The organism is Martelella sp. UBA3392, from assembly GCF_002358775.1.
GTDB lineage: Bacteria > Pseudomonadota > Alphaproteobacteria > Rhizobiales > Rhizobiaceae > Martelella > Martelella mediterranea.
The window spans coordinates 1-14,217 of the sequence record NZ_DEPM01000206.1 but is presented as its reverse complement, the minus strand read 5'-3'; the positions used below and the strand labels follow the sequence as shown (position 1 = coordinate 14,217).

The 14,217-nt window shown below is 62.4% G+C and carries 13 protein-coding genes; 7 read left to right on the top strand and 6 right to left on the bottom strand.

Annotated features, from left to right (window positions below; genetic code table 11):
- The 4 genes from mnmG to B4E36_RS16110 all read left to right on the top strand — a co-directional run.
- Nucleotides 1–1,629: tRNA uridine-5-carboxymethylaminomethyl(34) synthesis enzyme MnmG (mnmG, locus tag B4E36_RS16125; protein ID WP_345900567.1), on the top strand; the 1,629-nt coding region annotated here is incomplete at its 5' end.
- Between the two features lie 3 nt (nt 1,630–1,632).
- Entirely contained in the window at nt 1,633–2,250 is a 618-nt protein-coding gene (rsmG, locus tag B4E36_RS16120; protein WP_292055402.1) for a 16S rRNA (guanine(527)-N(7))-methyltransferase RsmG, read from the top strand.
- A 14-nt stretch (nt 2,251–2,264) separates the two neighbouring features.
- Entirely contained in the window at nt 2,265–3,059 is a 795-nt protein-coding gene (locus B4E36_RS16115; protein ID WP_026173573.1) for a ParA family protein, read from the top strand.
- Nucleotides 3,060–3,081: 22 nt separating this feature from the next.
- Nucleotides 3,082–3,954: a ParB/RepB/Spo0J family partition protein gene (locus tag B4E36_RS16110; RefSeq protein WP_292055403.1), complete on the top strand. Its 873-nt coding sequence runs from the start codon at nt 3,082–3,084 to the stop codon at nt 3,952–3,954.
- Between the two features lie 55 nt (nt 3,955–4,009).
- On the opposite strand, the gene holA is transcribed toward B4E36_RS16110, so the two are convergent.
- Genes holA through leuS form a run of 3 tightly spaced genes read right to left on the bottom strand, consistent with a single transcriptional unit; the run spans nt 4,010 to nt 8,240 of the window.
- On the bottom strand, nt 4,010–5,050 hold the full coding sequence (gene holA / locus B4E36_RS16105; protein WP_292055404.1) for a DNA polymerase III subunit delta: 1,041 nt from the start codon (nt 5,048–5,050) through the stop codon (nt 4,010–4,012).
- Nucleotides 5,051–5,062: 12 nt separating this feature from the next.
- Nucleotides 5,063–5,623, bottom strand: a complete 561-nt coding sequence (locus B4E36_RS16100; RefSeq protein ID WP_292055405.1) for a hypothetical protein — start codon at nt 5,621–5,623, stop codon at nt 5,063–5,065.
- Entirely contained in the window at nt 5,610–8,240 is a 2,631-nt protein-coding gene (leuS, locus tag B4E36_RS16095; RefSeq protein ID WP_345900566.1) for a leucine--tRNA ligase, read from the bottom strand. The genes B4E36_RS16100 and leuS overlap by 14 nt, the downstream gene beginning before the upstream one ends.
- 165 nt (nt 8,241–8,405) lie before the next feature.
- Here leuS and B4E36_RS16090 point away from each other — a divergent pair, with 165 nt between their 5' ends.
- Nucleotides 8,406–9,071, top strand: coding sequence for a YggS family pyridoxal phosphate-dependent enzyme (locus B4E36_RS16090; RefSeq protein WP_292055407.1), 666 nt, complete (start codon nt 8,406–8,408; stop codon nt 9,069–9,071).
- Nucleotides 9,072–9,078: 7 nt separating this feature from the next.
- Here B4E36_RS16090 and B4E36_RS16085 read toward each other — a convergent pair whose 3' ends face one another.
- Nucleotides 9,079–9,300: a DUF1413 domain-containing protein gene (locus B4E36_RS16085; RefSeq protein WP_292055408.1), complete on the bottom strand. Its 222-nt coding sequence runs from the start codon at nt 9,298–9,300 to the stop codon at nt 9,079–9,081.
- Between the two features lie 75 nt (nt 9,301–9,375).
- Nucleotides 9,376–10,506 carry an NADH:flavin oxidoreductase gene (locus B4E36_RS16080; RefSeq protein WP_292055409.1) on the bottom strand — a complete coding sequence of 377 codons (1,131 nt, stop codon included), beginning with the start codon at nt 10,504–10,506 and terminating at the stop codon, nt 9,376–9,378.
- 109 nt (nt 10,507–10,615) lie between these two features.
- Here B4E36_RS16080 and B4E36_RS16075 point away from each other — a divergent pair, with 109 nt between their 5' ends.
- Nucleotides 10,616–10,990, top strand: coding sequence for a winged helix-turn-helix transcriptional regulator (locus tag B4E36_RS16075; protein WP_292055410.1), 375 nt, complete (start codon nt 10,616–10,618; stop codon nt 10,988–10,990).
- Between the two features lie 90 nt (nt 10,991–11,080).
- On the opposite strand, the gene B4E36_RS16070 is transcribed toward B4E36_RS16075, so the two are convergent.
- Complete coding sequence (locus B4E36_RS16070) at nt 11,081–11,779, bottom strand: DUF1013 domain-containing protein (RefSeq protein WP_292055411.1); 699 nt, start codon at nt 11,777–11,779, stop codon at nt 11,081–11,083.
- 303 nt (nt 11,780–12,082) lie between these two features.
- Here B4E36_RS16070 and acs point away from each other — a divergent pair, with 303 nt between their 5' ends.
- The gene (gene acs, locus B4E36_RS16065; protein WP_345900565.1) at nt 12,083–14,041 is read left to right on the top strand and encodes an acetate--CoA ligase; all 1,959 of its coding nucleotides are present in this window, start codon (nt 12,083–12,085) and stop codon (nt 14,039–14,041) included.
- Nucleotides 14,042–14,217: the final 176 nt, after the last annotated feature.

Below are 14,217 nucleotides of genomic sequence, written 5' to 3'. Positions count from 1 at the left end.
GCGATCCAGTATCGCATGTTGAACCGCCGCAAGGGGCCGGCCGTGCGCGGACCCCGCAGCCAGGCGGATCGCAAGCTCTACCGTCTGGCCATGCAGGCGGCGCTCTCCGAGATCGCAAATCTCGACATTCTCGAAGGCGATGTCTTCGATCTCGAAACCGCCAATGGCCGTGTCTCGGCGGTCATCCTCGGTGATAGTCAACGCTTCGCTTGCGCCGCGGCCGTGCTGACGACGGGCACGTTTCTGCGCGGACTTATCCATATCGGCAATAAAAAGATCCCCGCAGGTCGCGTGGGGGAGGCGGCATCTGTCGGCCTTTCGGGCACGCTGTCGCGGCTTGGCCTTTCACTTGGACGGTTGAAGACCGGCACACCGGCGCGGCTCGATGGCCGCACCATCGACTGGGATTCGCTGGAGCGCCAAAGCGCGGATGCCGATCCGACGCCATTTTCTTTCATGACGACTGGCGTGCGGAATCCGCAGATCGATTGCGGCATCACCCGGACCACGCCGAAGGTGCACGAGATTATCCGCGAGAATATCGGCCTGTCGGCGATGTATTCCGGCCAGATCGAAGGCGTCGGGCCGCGCTATTGTCCTTCGGTCGAAGACAAGATCATGCGCTTCGGCGATCGGGACGGGCATCAGATTTTTCTTGAGCCGGAGGGTCTGGATGATCCGACGGTCTATCCGAACGGCATTTCGACCTCGCTGCCGGAAGAGGTTCAGAACGCCTTCATCCACGCCATCCCGGGTCTGGAGAAGGTGACGATCCTGCAGCCGGGTTACGCCATCGAGTATGATCATGTCGATCCGCGCGAACTGTCGGCATCGCTTGAATTGAAGAAACTCGGCGGTTTGTTTCTGGCGGGCCAGATCAACGGGACGACCGGCTATGAGGAGGCGGGTGCTCAGGGACTGGTGGCGGGGCTGAATGCCGCGATGCTTGCGTCCGGCTCCGAGCCGGTGACCTTCTCGCGCACGGACTCCTATATCGGCGTGATGATCGATGACCTCACCACGCGGGGTGTCGCCGAACCCTACCGGATGTTCACCTCGCGTGCCGAGTATAGACTGACGCTGCGCGCCGATAATGCCGATCAGCGGCTGACGCCGATGGCGGTGGCGCTTGGCATTGTCTCGCATGAGCGGCGTGAGAAGTTCGCTGCCTATATGGCGGCGATTGATGAGGGCAGGGCTGCGCTGAAGGGCCGGTCGCTGACCCCCAACGAGGCGGCGCGCCACGGGCTGAAACTCAACCAGGACGGTCAGCGTCGCAGCGCGTATGAGCTGCTTGCCTATCCGGACCAGGATTTTTCCGGGTTGACGTCGATATGGCCCGAGCTTGGCGATATACCGGACGCCGTGCAAACCGCGCTGGAAATAGAGGCATCCTATGCCGTCTATCTCGATCGTCAGGCGGCCGATATCGCCGAAGTGCAACGCGACGAGGGCCGGGCGATACCGCTGGAGTTCGATTACGACAGCCTGTCAGGTCTCTCCAATGAGCTCAAGGGCAAGCTCTCGGCGGCGCGGCCGGCGACCATTGCCCAGGCAAGCCGCATTGACGGCATGACGCCGGCGGCGCTGTCGTTGCTGCTTGTACGCCTGAAGCTGCGGGCGGCCTGAGCGATGAAGCTGAATGGGATCGATGTTTCACGTGAAACAGAGGCGCGGCTGGACCGCTTCGTCAGCCACTTCGAAAAATGGGCGCGCGCCATCAATCTGGTCGCGCCGTCAACGCGCCAGCAGATCTGGGATCGGCATATCGCCGACAGCGCGCAGCTGTTTCAGCTGGCGCCGGAGCCCAGGACCTGGATCGATCTCGGCAGCGGCGGCGGCTTTCCGGGGATCGTAACGGCGATCTTTCTGGCCGAGGCCGGCGAGGGCTGGGTGCATCTGGTCGAAAGCAACAACAAGAAGGCCTCGTTCCTGCGCACCGCGATCCGCGAGACCGGCGCGCGCGCCAGCGTTCACGCGATCCGCGCCGAGACCGCGCCGGCGGAGATCGAGCACCCGCAGTTGATGTCCGCCCGGGCGCTGGCTGCGCTCGATCAGCTGCTGGATTATGCCGCGCCCTGGTTCTCCGCGGACCCGTCCTTTCGGGCCTTTTTCCACAAGGGGCGGGATTATCAGCGCGAGATTGACAAAGCGCGTGACCGATGGTCGTTCGATCTGGTAAAACATGAAAGCAAGGTCGAGCCCGGCTCCGTAATCCTCGAAATCGCGCGCCTTGCACCGGTTCTTTGAAGACAGGCGGGACGATCATGAACCAAAAAACCCGGATCATTACCGTCGCCAACCAGAAGGGCGGCGTCGGCAAGACGACGACGGCGATCAACCTGGCGACCGCGCTCGCCGCCATCGGCGAAAAGGTTCTGATCGTTGATCTCGATCCGCAGGGCAATGCGTCCACCGGGCTTGGCATCGAGCGCAATCAGCGCGAAATTTCGGCCTATGACGTGCTGATCGGCGAAAAGACGGTGGCCGAGGCAGCGGTGCATACGGCCGTTCCCAATCTTGATATCGTTCCCTCGACGCTCGATCTGCTGGGTTTCGAGCTCGAGATCGCCAGCGACCCCCGCCGTGTCTTCAAGCTGCGCGATGCGCTGTCGCACAGCGATATCAGCAATTACCGCTACGTGTTCTGCGATTGTCCGCCTTCGTTCAATCTTCTGACGATGAACGCCATGGGCGCGGCCAACGCCATTCTCGTGCCGCTTCAATGCGAATTCTTTGCGCTGGAGGGTCTCAGCCAGCTTCTCGACACCGTTTCAGAGGTGCGTAGCACCATCAATCCGAAACTGGAAATCCAGGGCGTGGTGCTGACCATGTATGACAGCCGCAACAATCTAGCCCAGCAGGTGGTCAGCGATGTGCGCGACTATATGGGCGACAAGGTCTACAAGACGCTGATTCCGCGCAATGTCCGGGTCTCCGAGGCGCCGTCCTTCGGCAAGCCGGTGATCCTTTACGACCTCAAATGCCAGGGTAGCCAAGCCTATATCCAGCTTGCCTCGGAAATCATCCAGCGCGAGCGCGCGCTGGCGGCTGCCTGACGCGACAAACATGGTGAATGCAATGAGTGATGACAGTTCCAAACGGCGTCTTGGCCGCGGCCTGGCCGCCCTGATCGGCGATATCGAAAAGCCGGCCGAGACCGATGCGCCGGTCACGGCCGATCGCCGGATTCCGATTGAGTTCATCACCCGAAACCCGCGCAATCCCCGCCGCCATTTCGAGGAAGCGGATTTGCGTGATCTGGCCGCCTCCGTGCGCCAGCACGGCATCGTCCAGCCGGTCGTGGTGCGCACCATCGGCGCGCAACGCTACGAGATCATCGCCGGCGAACGCCGCTGGCGCGCGGCCCAGCTTGCGGGCCTATCCGATGTTCCGGCGCTGATCCGCGATGTCGATGACCGCACCGCACTGGAAATCGCGATTGTCGAAAACGTCCAGCGCGCCGACCTCAACCCGCTGGAAGAGGCCAATGGTTACGAGCTGCTGATCGCCGAGCATGGCTATACCCAGAACGATCTCGGCGACATTATCGGCAAAAGCCGTAGCCATGTCGCAAACAGTCTGCGGCTGCTGAAGCTGCCGGAAGGGGTCCAGACGATGCTGGCCGAAGGCGCTTTGTCGGCCGGCCATGCCCGCGCCCTGATCTCCACGCCCGATCCCGCAAGCCTGGCCCGCACCATTGTCGAACGCGGCCTTTCGGTGCGCGACGCCGAGAAACTAGCGCAGAAGGCGATCGAGGGTGGCGGCCAGAGCAACCGGGCGCCGCGTCAGAAGGACGCCGACACGCTGGCGCTGGAGCAGACGCTCTCCGATCGGCTTGGACTGTCGGTCGTGATCGACCATAAGTCGAATGGCGGGCAGATCCGGATCAGCTACAAGACGCTCGACCAGCTTGACGATCTGTGCCGCCGTCTGGATCGCACGCCAAATTGATATGACACAATTTTTCTATTCTAATTCAGGTATTTGAAGAGAGAGCAGACCGACGCTAGGCCCGCGTCACGGCCCGGTTTGACCGCAGCGAGAGCGAAAGCAGCGTCTGCATCGCGATGCTCTCTTCCAGTTCGGGATATTGCCGGGTCTTCAACACGGTATCGGCCAAGAGCCTGAGCGCCCGGGCTGTAGCCGCGCTGTTCCAGGCGCCAAGAGCGCGTTCGAAGATCGGCTTGCGCTTGAAGAAGATGTGGCGCCCATGGGTCTGCATAACCTGGCTTGCCGGCAGGCGCTTACTTTCCATCTCGGCGCGCATCTGATCGAGCAAGTGAAACTGCCGGATACAGCCGTTCAGGATCAGGAAAATCGGCGTTTTGGATTGGGCGGTCTTGGCCATGGCGTGGCGCAGCGCCGCCATATCGCCGGAAAGCACGGCATCCACCGCATCATCGGCGGAAATCGCGCTGGCATCGCCGATCACGGCGGCGACATGCTCCTCGGTGATCACATCGAGGCCCCGGCCATAGAGCACGAGCTTGTCGATCTCGTTGCGGGTCGCCAGCCGGTCGCCGCCGATCAGCGACAGCAGCAATTGCCGCGCCGGCGGGGTAATTCTCAGAGACGCATCGGATAAAGCCTGATCGATCAATGCGTTAAGCGCGCGGGCGTCGTCGGCATAGCAGGGTATCGCCGCAATGGAGCGGGCGCTTTCCGCGGCCTTACGCATAGCCGTGCCCTTCCGCAGCTCCCCGGCCTCGATAATCAGCGAGGCGCCCTCCGGCGGGCTGTCGGCCAGCATTTTCAGCACGTCCGCGAGCGCCTTGTCATTACCGCCGGCGCGCGCCCAGACGAGCCGCTCGCCGCCGAACAGGCCGATCGCGCCCATCTCGTCCATGATCCGCCCGGCATCGATATCGCCGCTGTCGAGCTTCATCACCGCGAAGGCGTCATCCAGCGGCACGCCCGTGCCTTTGGCGATCAGCACGGCGCGTTCGCTCACAAGGCCGCGATCCGGCCCGTAGATCAGAAAAACCCGGTATTTGCGGGCATCCTGCCGGAGGAAGCCGTCAAACTGGTGGGATTTTATCTCGGTCATCGGGGCCCTTGTCTATTGCGGGGCAGGGGCGGGCGGCAGAACCTCGGGCGGCTCCTTGTTGAGCGCGATGGCGAGATCGGCGTTGATGATCTCGGCCACTTCCTTGGAGGCGCGCTGTTCGGCATCGCGAATGGCGCGCAGGCGGGCGAATTCCTGGGACGGGAAGTCGACAAGCGCAATCGCCGTGCGACGGCCCGAGGCGAGCAGCTTGCTGTCGGAGCGGCGGCGCAGCGAATAATCGGCCGTCACGATCGTGCGCCCGGCGCTCGCGGTATCGGAGGAATCGTCGACCAGAACCTCGGATGTCACGGCGAAGGCCGAGACATTGACGTCGTATTTCGGATCGGCGCTCTCGCCGAGCCCGCCGGCGGTGATGAAGATCAGGTCGTTCAGTACATATTGCGCCACCGGCGTGGTCGGCGTGTTGAAGGCGAGCTGGTGCATCTTGGCGTTCAGAGCCATGCCCTCCGCGCCGCCATAAAGCGGGCGGACCTGGCAGGCGGAAAGCGCCATCAGCGCGGCAAGGGCCGCTGCCGGCAGAGCGGTGCGGAAAAGACGGTCAGACAACAACATTCACGATCCTTTGCGGCACGACGATCACTTTCTTCGGCGTTTTGCCTTCCAGCGCGCGCGCCACCGCTTCCAGTTCCATCACCGCCGCCTTGATGCTGTCCTGATCGGCATCGCGGGCGACGGTCAGTTCGCCGCGTTTCTTGCCGTTCACCTGCACCGGAAGGGTGATTTCATTGTCGGCCGTCAGTCCGGCATCGAAGGCCGGCCAGGCGGCCATGGAGATCATACCCTCACCGCCGAGCGCCTTCCAGCATTCTTCGGCGAGATGCGGCATCATCGGCGCAAAGCAATGGGTCAGGAACAGGCTCGCTTCCTTCAAAGCGCCGAGCATTTGCGCATCCGCCTTGCCCTCGGCCGCTTCCGTCAGCGGCGCCGCCAGTACGTTGACCAGCTCGTAGATCCGCGCGATCGCCTTGTTGAAGGCCAGCGCCTCGATGTCGGCGGCCACGGCTTTCAGCGTCTTGTGGGCTGCGCGAGAAACCTCCAGCGCCTTTCCGTCCGCGCTGGCTGTCGCCTCGACGCTGGAGAGAGCAGGCGCGGCCTCGGAAACCAGCCGCCAGATGCGCTGCACGAAACGGAACGTGCCCTGCACGCCGGCCTCGGTCCAGACCACGTCGCGGTCCGGCGGGCTGTCGGACAGCACGAAAAAGCGCGCCGTATCGGCACCATAGGTGGCGAGAATGTCGTCGGGGTCGATGACGTTCTTCTTCGACTTCGACATCTTCTCGATCGAGCCGATCGTCACTTCAGCGCCGGTGTCCACCATGAACGCCTTGCGGGCACCGTCTGCTTCCTCGATCCGAACATCGGTCGGCGAAACCCAGCTTCCCGACGTGCCGCTGCCGCCGAGGCGATAGGTCTCGTGCACCACCATCCCTTGCGTGAACAGGCCCTTGAACGGCTCATCGTGGTTCACGTGGCCGGTTGCCTTCATCGCGCGGGTGAAGAAGCGCGAATAGAGCAGGTGCAGGATCGCGTGCTCGATGCCGCCGATATATTGGTCGACGGGCAGCCAGCGGTCTGCGACGGCCGGATCGGTCGGCGCGTCCTCGTTCGGCGCGGTGAAGCGGGTGTAATACCAGCTCGAATCCACGAATGTGTCCATCGTGTCGGTCTCGCGCCGCGCCGCCTTGCCGCAGCACGGACAGGCGACATCGCGCCAGTTCGGGTGGCGGTCGAGCGGGTTGCCGGGCTTTTCGAAGTCGATGTCGTCCGGCAGCTTCACCGGCAGGTCGGCCTTCGGCACGGGCACCACGCCGCAATCCTCGCAATGGATCACCGGGATCGGGCAACCCCAGTAGCGCTGGCGGGAAATGCCCCAGTCGCGCAGGCGGAAATTGATCTTGCGTTCGCCGCGCCGCGCGCCGCGCACAGTCTCGGCTTCCAGCTTTTGCGCAATCGCTTCAAAGGCTTCCGTGGTGCTCATGCCGTCCAGGAAGCGCGAATTGATCATCACGCCGTCATCGGTATAGGCCTCGTCGCCGATTGTGAAGCTTGCGACATCGCCGTCCTTCGGCATCACGATCGGGGTCACCGGCAGGTCGTATTTGCGGGCGAAGTCGAGGTCGCGCTGGTCGCCGGCCGGGCAGCCGAAGATCGCGCCCGTGCCGTAATCCATCAGCACGAAATTGGCGACATAGACCGGCAGTTCCCAGCTTTCGTCGAAGGGATGGCGCACGGTGATGCCGGTGTCGATGCCCTTTTTCTCGGCAGTCTCGAGCGCTGCCAGCGAGGTGCCGGCGCGGCGCGTCTCCTCGCAGAAGGCGGCGACCTTGTCGTCGTGCTTCGCGGCTTCCTTCGCCAGCGGATGATCGGCGGAAATCGCCAGGAAGGAGGCGCCGAAGATCGTGTCGGGCCGGGTGGTGTAGACGGTGATGTCTTCCATGCCGCCGGCATCGCCGCTGGCGATATCCCAGCGCACCATCATGCCCTCGGAGCGGCCGATCCAGTTCTTCTGCATCAGCCGGACCTTTTCCGGCCAGTGATCGAGCGTGTCGAGCGCGTCCAGCAGCTCCTGCGCGTAATCGGTGATCTTGAAGAACCACTGCGTCAGCTCGCGCTGTTCGACAAGCGCGCCGGAGCGCCAGCCGCGGCCCTCGATCACCTGCTCATTGGCGAGCACGGTCATGTCGACCGGATCCCAGTTCACCTTGGACTGTTTGCGGTAGACCAGGCCCTTTTCCAGCATGTCCAGGAACAGATGCTGCTGGCGCTGGTAATATTCGACATCGCAGGTGGCGAATTCACGGGTCCAGTCCAGCGACAGGCCCATGGATTTCAGCTGGTTGCGCATGGTGGCGATGTTTTCGTAGGTCCAGTCCTTGGGGTGGACCTTGTTCTGCATCGCGGCGTTTTCGGCCGGCATACCGAAGGCATCCCAGCCCATCGGATGCAGCACGTTGAAGCCGCGCGCCCGTTTGTAGCGGGCCACCACATCGCCCATGGCATAGTTGCGGACATGGCCGATATGAATGCGTCCCGAAGGATAGGGAAACATTTCGAGTACGTAATAGGTCTCGCGCGGGTCGGCATTGTCGGTGACGAAGACGTGTCCGTCATTCCACCGGCTCTGCCACTCGGGTTCGACTTTACGCGGATTGTAACGTTCGGATGCCATGTCGGATTTGCTCGGTTCTTTTTCTTGGGGATTTTGGCGGTGAGCTTCACCATGAAAGCGCTTCAGCGTCAAGCAAAACGGCCCCGAAACGGGCCTTCCGCCGTTGCCTCGCCGCTGGCCTTTGCAATATGGTGACGCCGCAATGGAAATGTGAGGTGTGACGATATGGGCGTGCGCGAGAATCTGGAAGAGGTGCTGGGCCGGATAAAGGCCGCCGAACACGAGGCCGAGCGCACGGGCGTTACCCTCGTCGCCGTCTCCAAGACCCATGATGCCGATGCCATCCGGCCGGCGATTGCGGCCGGCCAGCGGGTGTTCGGCGAAAACCGGGTTCAGGAAGCGCAGAAGAAATGGCCGGCGCTGAAGCAAGAGACGCCGGATATCGAACTGCATCTCATCGGGCCGCTGCAATCCAACAAGGCCGAGGACGCGGTCAAGCTGTTCGACGTGATCGAGACTGTCGACCGGGAGAAAATTGCACGCGCTTTGGCAAAAGAGATCGCAAAACAGGGCAGGGCGCCGCGCCTCTATGTGCAGGTCAATACCGGCAACGAGCCGCAAAAGGCCGGGATCGATCCGCGCGAGACCGAAGCCTTCCTCGCGCTCTGCCGCGACGAGCTCGGCCTCACGATCGAAGGGCTGATGTGCATACCGCCGGCAGGCGAGAATCCCGGGCCCCATTTCGCGCTGCTGCACGATCTTGCGACTGAAAACAGTGTTCCGAAGCTCTCCATGGGCATGTCCGGCGATTACGAGATCGCCATTGCCTTCGGCGCGACCGGCGTGCGCGTCGGCTCGGCGATCTTCGGCGAGCGGGATTATTCGGACTGACGGGCTGTCAGCCGCGCTTGAGATAGACCCGTCCGCCGCCCTTCTTGCGGCCGGTGTCCTCCACCTCGGGAAATTTTCCCTTGCGTACGGCGTTCAGGAATTCGCGACCGATCTTCACCTTGTCGCCGATATAAAGCCGGTTCCAGCCCTCGCCATAAAGTGCGGGAAAGTGAAACTCGCCGGGCTCGAGCCCCAGCAACCGGGTTCTGATGTCTTCTTCGTCAAGCATGGTCTTTTGCGTTTACGTTTGCGCGCCCGGAAAATCGGCTGGCGGTTTTCCGGGCGGATGCATGAATGGATCGGCTCAGACCAGCGCGCCCAATGTTTCACGTGAAAACGTGGAGAGCGTTTCGGTCTCGCCGCCCTCGATCTTCTTCACCCATTCCGGATCGGCAATCAAGGCGCGGCCGACGGCGATCAGGTCGAACTCTTCGCGCTCCATGCGGCGAACCAGCCTATCGAGATCGGGCGTTTTCGCATTCGCTTCCGCGCCGCCGAACCAGCCGAGGAAATCGGCGCCGTTGAGACCGACCGAGCCGACCGAAATCGTTGGAACGCCGGTGATTTTCTTCGCCCAGCCCGCGAAATTCAGGCCTTCCTCGCCGTCGATCTCCGGAAACTCCGGTTCCCAGAAACGGCGCTGCGAGCAATGCAGCATATCCGCGCCGGCATCCACCAGCGGCTGCAGCCATTCGGCCATCTCGTCGGGCGTGGTGGCGATGCGGGCATTGTAGTCCTGCTGCTTCCACTGGCTGAGGCGGATGATCACCGGCATGTCATCGGAAACCGCCGCGCGCACGGCCTTGACCACTTCCGCCCCGAAACGGGTGCGTTCGGTGATGGTCTTGCCGCCCCAGCGGTCTTCGCGCAGGTTCAGGCCCTGCCAGAAGAACTGGTCGATCAGATAGCCGTGCGCGCCGTGGATTTCGACGACATCGAAACCGAGCCGCTCGGCGTCCGCCGCGGCGCTGGCATAGGCGGCGATCGTATCGGCGATGTCTTCCTCGCTCATGGCGTGGCCGCGCTTCTCGCCGGGCTTGACGAAGCCGGACGGGCTTTCGGTCTCGTCCGGGTTCGGCGGATAATCGGCGGAGGCGATGGTGTTGGCCACATGCCAGATCTGTGGGCCCATCTTGCCGCCGGCGGCATGCACGGTGTCGATCACGTTTTTCCAGCCGGCGAGCGATTTTTCGCCGTGGAAATCAGGAATGCCGAGAAGGTTCTTGGAGTTGGGCCGGTCGATGACGGTGCCTTCGGAGAGGATCAGGCCGACATCGCCCTCGGCACGGCGGCGGTAGTAATCAGCGACATTCTGGCCGGGCACGCCTTCCGGCGAAAAGCCGCGCGTCATCGGCGCCATCACGATCCGGTTCTTCAACTCGAGCGATTTGAGCTTGAAAGGCCGGAACAGGGCCTCATGGGCGGAGTTTGACATTTCGGGTTTCCTTTGCAGCCTTGGGAGGAGTTCTGGCGGCATAGGTATAAATTGTGGACTTAGTGTCAATAAGGCATTATGTATTGCCTAGGTATAGATGAGGTGACCTGTGACGCATGATCCGTCCCACTGCCCGAAATTTCAGGTGGACTGCATCAACCGGAAGATTCTCGACCAGATTTCCGGCAAATGGTCGATCATGGTTCTGACCATGCTGGGTTTCGGTCCGCACCGGTTCAACGCGATCAAGAAGCAACTCGAGGGCATCAGCCAGAAAGCGCTGACCGACACGCTGCGCAAGCTCGAGCGCAATGGCGTCGTCGATCGCAAGGTGCTGCCTACGTCGCCCGTTGGCGTCGAGTATGAGCTGACGGCGCTCGGTCAGTCGCTGCGCGCCCATGTCATCGCGCTCTACACCTGGACCGAGGAAAACGGCGACGAAATTACCCGCGCCCAGGCCGCATTTGATGAGCGCGCCGCCTGAACGCTCAGCGCTCGTCAACCGCCCGAAAGCAAAAGGGGGCTTTCGCCCCCCCGATGGTTCCGCAGTGATGCGGCCTCAGCCGGAAATGCCTTACCGGTCGTCGTCTTCGTTCTCGTCGTCATCCTTGACCGAGTTGCCGAGCGAGGCGAAGCGGGAGAACACTTCGTCGGCCGACATGCCCTTGTCATTGTCCGTACCGATATTTTCGGTGTCCTGAGCCGAAGCGAGCGTCGCATTGTCCATCTCGTCGGCAGAGGGCAGCGGCCGGTCCTTGGCGGACTTGCTGACTTCGAGGTCGAGATCGATCTGGCTGCAAAGGCCGAGCGTTACCGGGTCCATCGGCACGAGATTGGCCGCGTTCCAGTGGGTGCGGTTGCGTATCTGCTCGATCGTCGACTTGGTGGTGCCGACGAGGCGGGAGATCTGCGCGTCCTTCAGTTCCGGATGGTTGCGCACCAGCCACAGGATCGCGTTCGGGCGGTCCTGGCGCTTGGAAACCGGCGTGTAGCGCGGGCCCTTGCGCTTGGATTCCGGCACCCGCACCTTCGGTTCGGAAAGCTTCAGCTTGTGGTTCGGGTTCTTTTCCGCGCGCTCGATCTCGTCGCGGGAAAGCTGTCCGGTGGAGATCGGGTCGAGACCCTTGATGCCCTGCGCGGATTCGCCGTCGGCGATCGCCTTTACTTCCAGCGGATGCAGAGCGCACAATTCGGCGATCTGGTCGAACGACAAGGCCGTGTTGTCCACGAGCCATACGGCAGTCGCCTTGGGCATGAGCAGCTTTTGCGCCATTGGATATAGTCCTTCTATCGTCCGCGCCGGTGTCGCGGTCCGTGGGTGTTTGCCACTATTTCCGGGAAATCATGGGCGTTCATATAAAGGCAAAATGTCGCAATTGCAATTGATCCGGCGGGAATTGACCAATGTCTTATTGAACTCGTCCAATCAGGCTGTATGAATGGGAATCAATGGAGGAGCCCCGGTTTTCAGAGCCTTTCCGCCTTTCCTTGAAAGGCGAAAACGCTCCATCTATTGATTGTGTCGCAATTCCGCCCGGTTAAGCGGTTCTCGTGGAATTGCCGTTAGGAGGAAACGATGTCGTCAAAAACCTATCCCGTGCCGAAATCGGCAAGCGCGCGCGCAAAGATCGACGCTGCGAAATATGACAAGTGGTACAAGGAAAGCGTGGAGGAGCCGGAAATCTTCTGGGACCGTCACGGCCGCCGGATCGACTGGTTCAAGCCCTATACCAAGGTCAAGAACACATCCTTCAAGGGCCGGGTCTCGATCAAGTGGTTCGAGGACGGCCAGACCAACGTCTCCTACAACTGCATCGATCGCCACCTGAAGACCCGCGGCGAGGAGACCGCGATCATCTGGGAAGGCGACAACCCCTATATCGACAAGAAGATCACCTATAACCAGCTCTATGATCAGGTCTGCCGGATGGCGAACGTGATGAAGAAGCACGGCGTCAAGAAGGGCGACCGGGTGACGATCTACATGCCGATGGTGCCGGAAGCAGCCTACGCGATGCTCGCCTGCGCGCGCATCGGCGCAATCCACTCCGTGGTGTTCGCCGGCTTCTCGCCGGAGGCGCTGGCCGGCCGCATCGTCGATTGCGAGAGCACCTTCGTCATCACCTGCGACCAGGGCGTGCGCGGCGGCAAGCCGATCCAGCTCAAGGAAAATGTCGATCTCGCCATCGATATCGCCGCCAAGCAATATGTGATGGTCAACCATGTGCTCTGTGTCCGCCGCACCGGCGGCAAGGTCGGCTGGGCGCGCGGCCGCGACCTCTGGCATCACGAGGAGATCAAGACCGTCAAGGGCGATTGCCCGCCGGTGAAGATGAAGGCGGAAGACCCGCTGTTCATCCTCTATACCTCGGGCTCCACCGGCAAGCCCAAGGGCGTGCTGCACACCACCGGCGGCTATCTCGTCTGGGCCTCGATGACCCACGAATATGTGTTCGACTATCGCGAGGACGAGATTTTCTGGTGCGCGGCCGATGTCGGCTGGGTCACCGGCCATTCCTACATCGTCTACGGCCCGCTCGCCAACGGCGCCACCACGCTGATGTTCGAGGGCGTGCCGACCTTCCCGGATGCCGGACGGTTCTGGGAAGTGGTCGACAAGCATCAGGTCAACATCCTCTATACCGCGCCGACCGCGATCCGCGCGCTGATGGGCGCCGGCGACGATCTGGTGACGAAGTCGTCGCGGCAAAGCCTGCGCCTGCTCGGCTCGGTCGGGGAGCCGATCAATCCGGAGGCCTGGGAGTGGTATTACCGCGTGGTCGGCGAGGAGCGCTGCCCGATCGTCGATACCTGGTGGCAGACCGAGACCGGCGGCATGATGATCACGCCGTTCCCGGGTGCGACCGCCCTGAAGCCGGGCTCGGCGACGACGCCGTTCTTCGGCGTCCAGCCGCAGCTTGTCGACAATGAGGGCCAGGTGCTGGAAGGAACGGCCGACGGCAATCTCTGCATCATCGATAGCTGGCCGGGACAGGCGCGTTCGGTCTATGGCGACCATAACCGCTTCATCCAGACCTATTTCTCCACCTATAAGGGCAAGTATTTCACCGGCGACGGCTGCCGGCGCGACGAGGACGGCTATTACTGGATCACCGGCCGCGTCGACGACGTGCTCAACGTCTCCGGCCACCGGCTCGGCACGGCGGAAATCGAAAGCGCGCTGGTCTCGCACCACTACGTCTCCGAGGCCGCCGTGGTCGGTTATCCGCATCCGGTCAAGGGGCAGGGTATCTACTGCTATGTCAGCCTGATGAGCGACCACGAGGGCGACGAGGCGTTGCGCCAGGAACTGATCAAGTGGGTCCGCTCCGAGATCGGCCCGATCGCCACCCCCGACAAGATCCAGTTTGCCCCGGGCCTGCCCAAGACCCGCTCCGGCAAGATCATGCGCCGCATCCTGCGCAAGATCGCCGAGGACGATTTCGCCGCGCTCGGCGACACCTCGACCCTTGCCGATCCCGGCGTGGTCGACGACCTGATCGAAAACCGCCAGAACAAGTCGAAGGCGGCGTAGGGTAGGCAGGAGCGGGGCTGATCCTTTGTAGGTACGCCTGTCCAACCGCATTTGAATTGGGCGTATCAACCCCTAATCTCCCCCCTTGAGGGGGAGATGTCGCGAAAGCGACAGAGAGGGGTAATGGGCATATGCCGCTTGCTCCGAATTCGCCGAAAGGGTTCACCCCTCTCTGC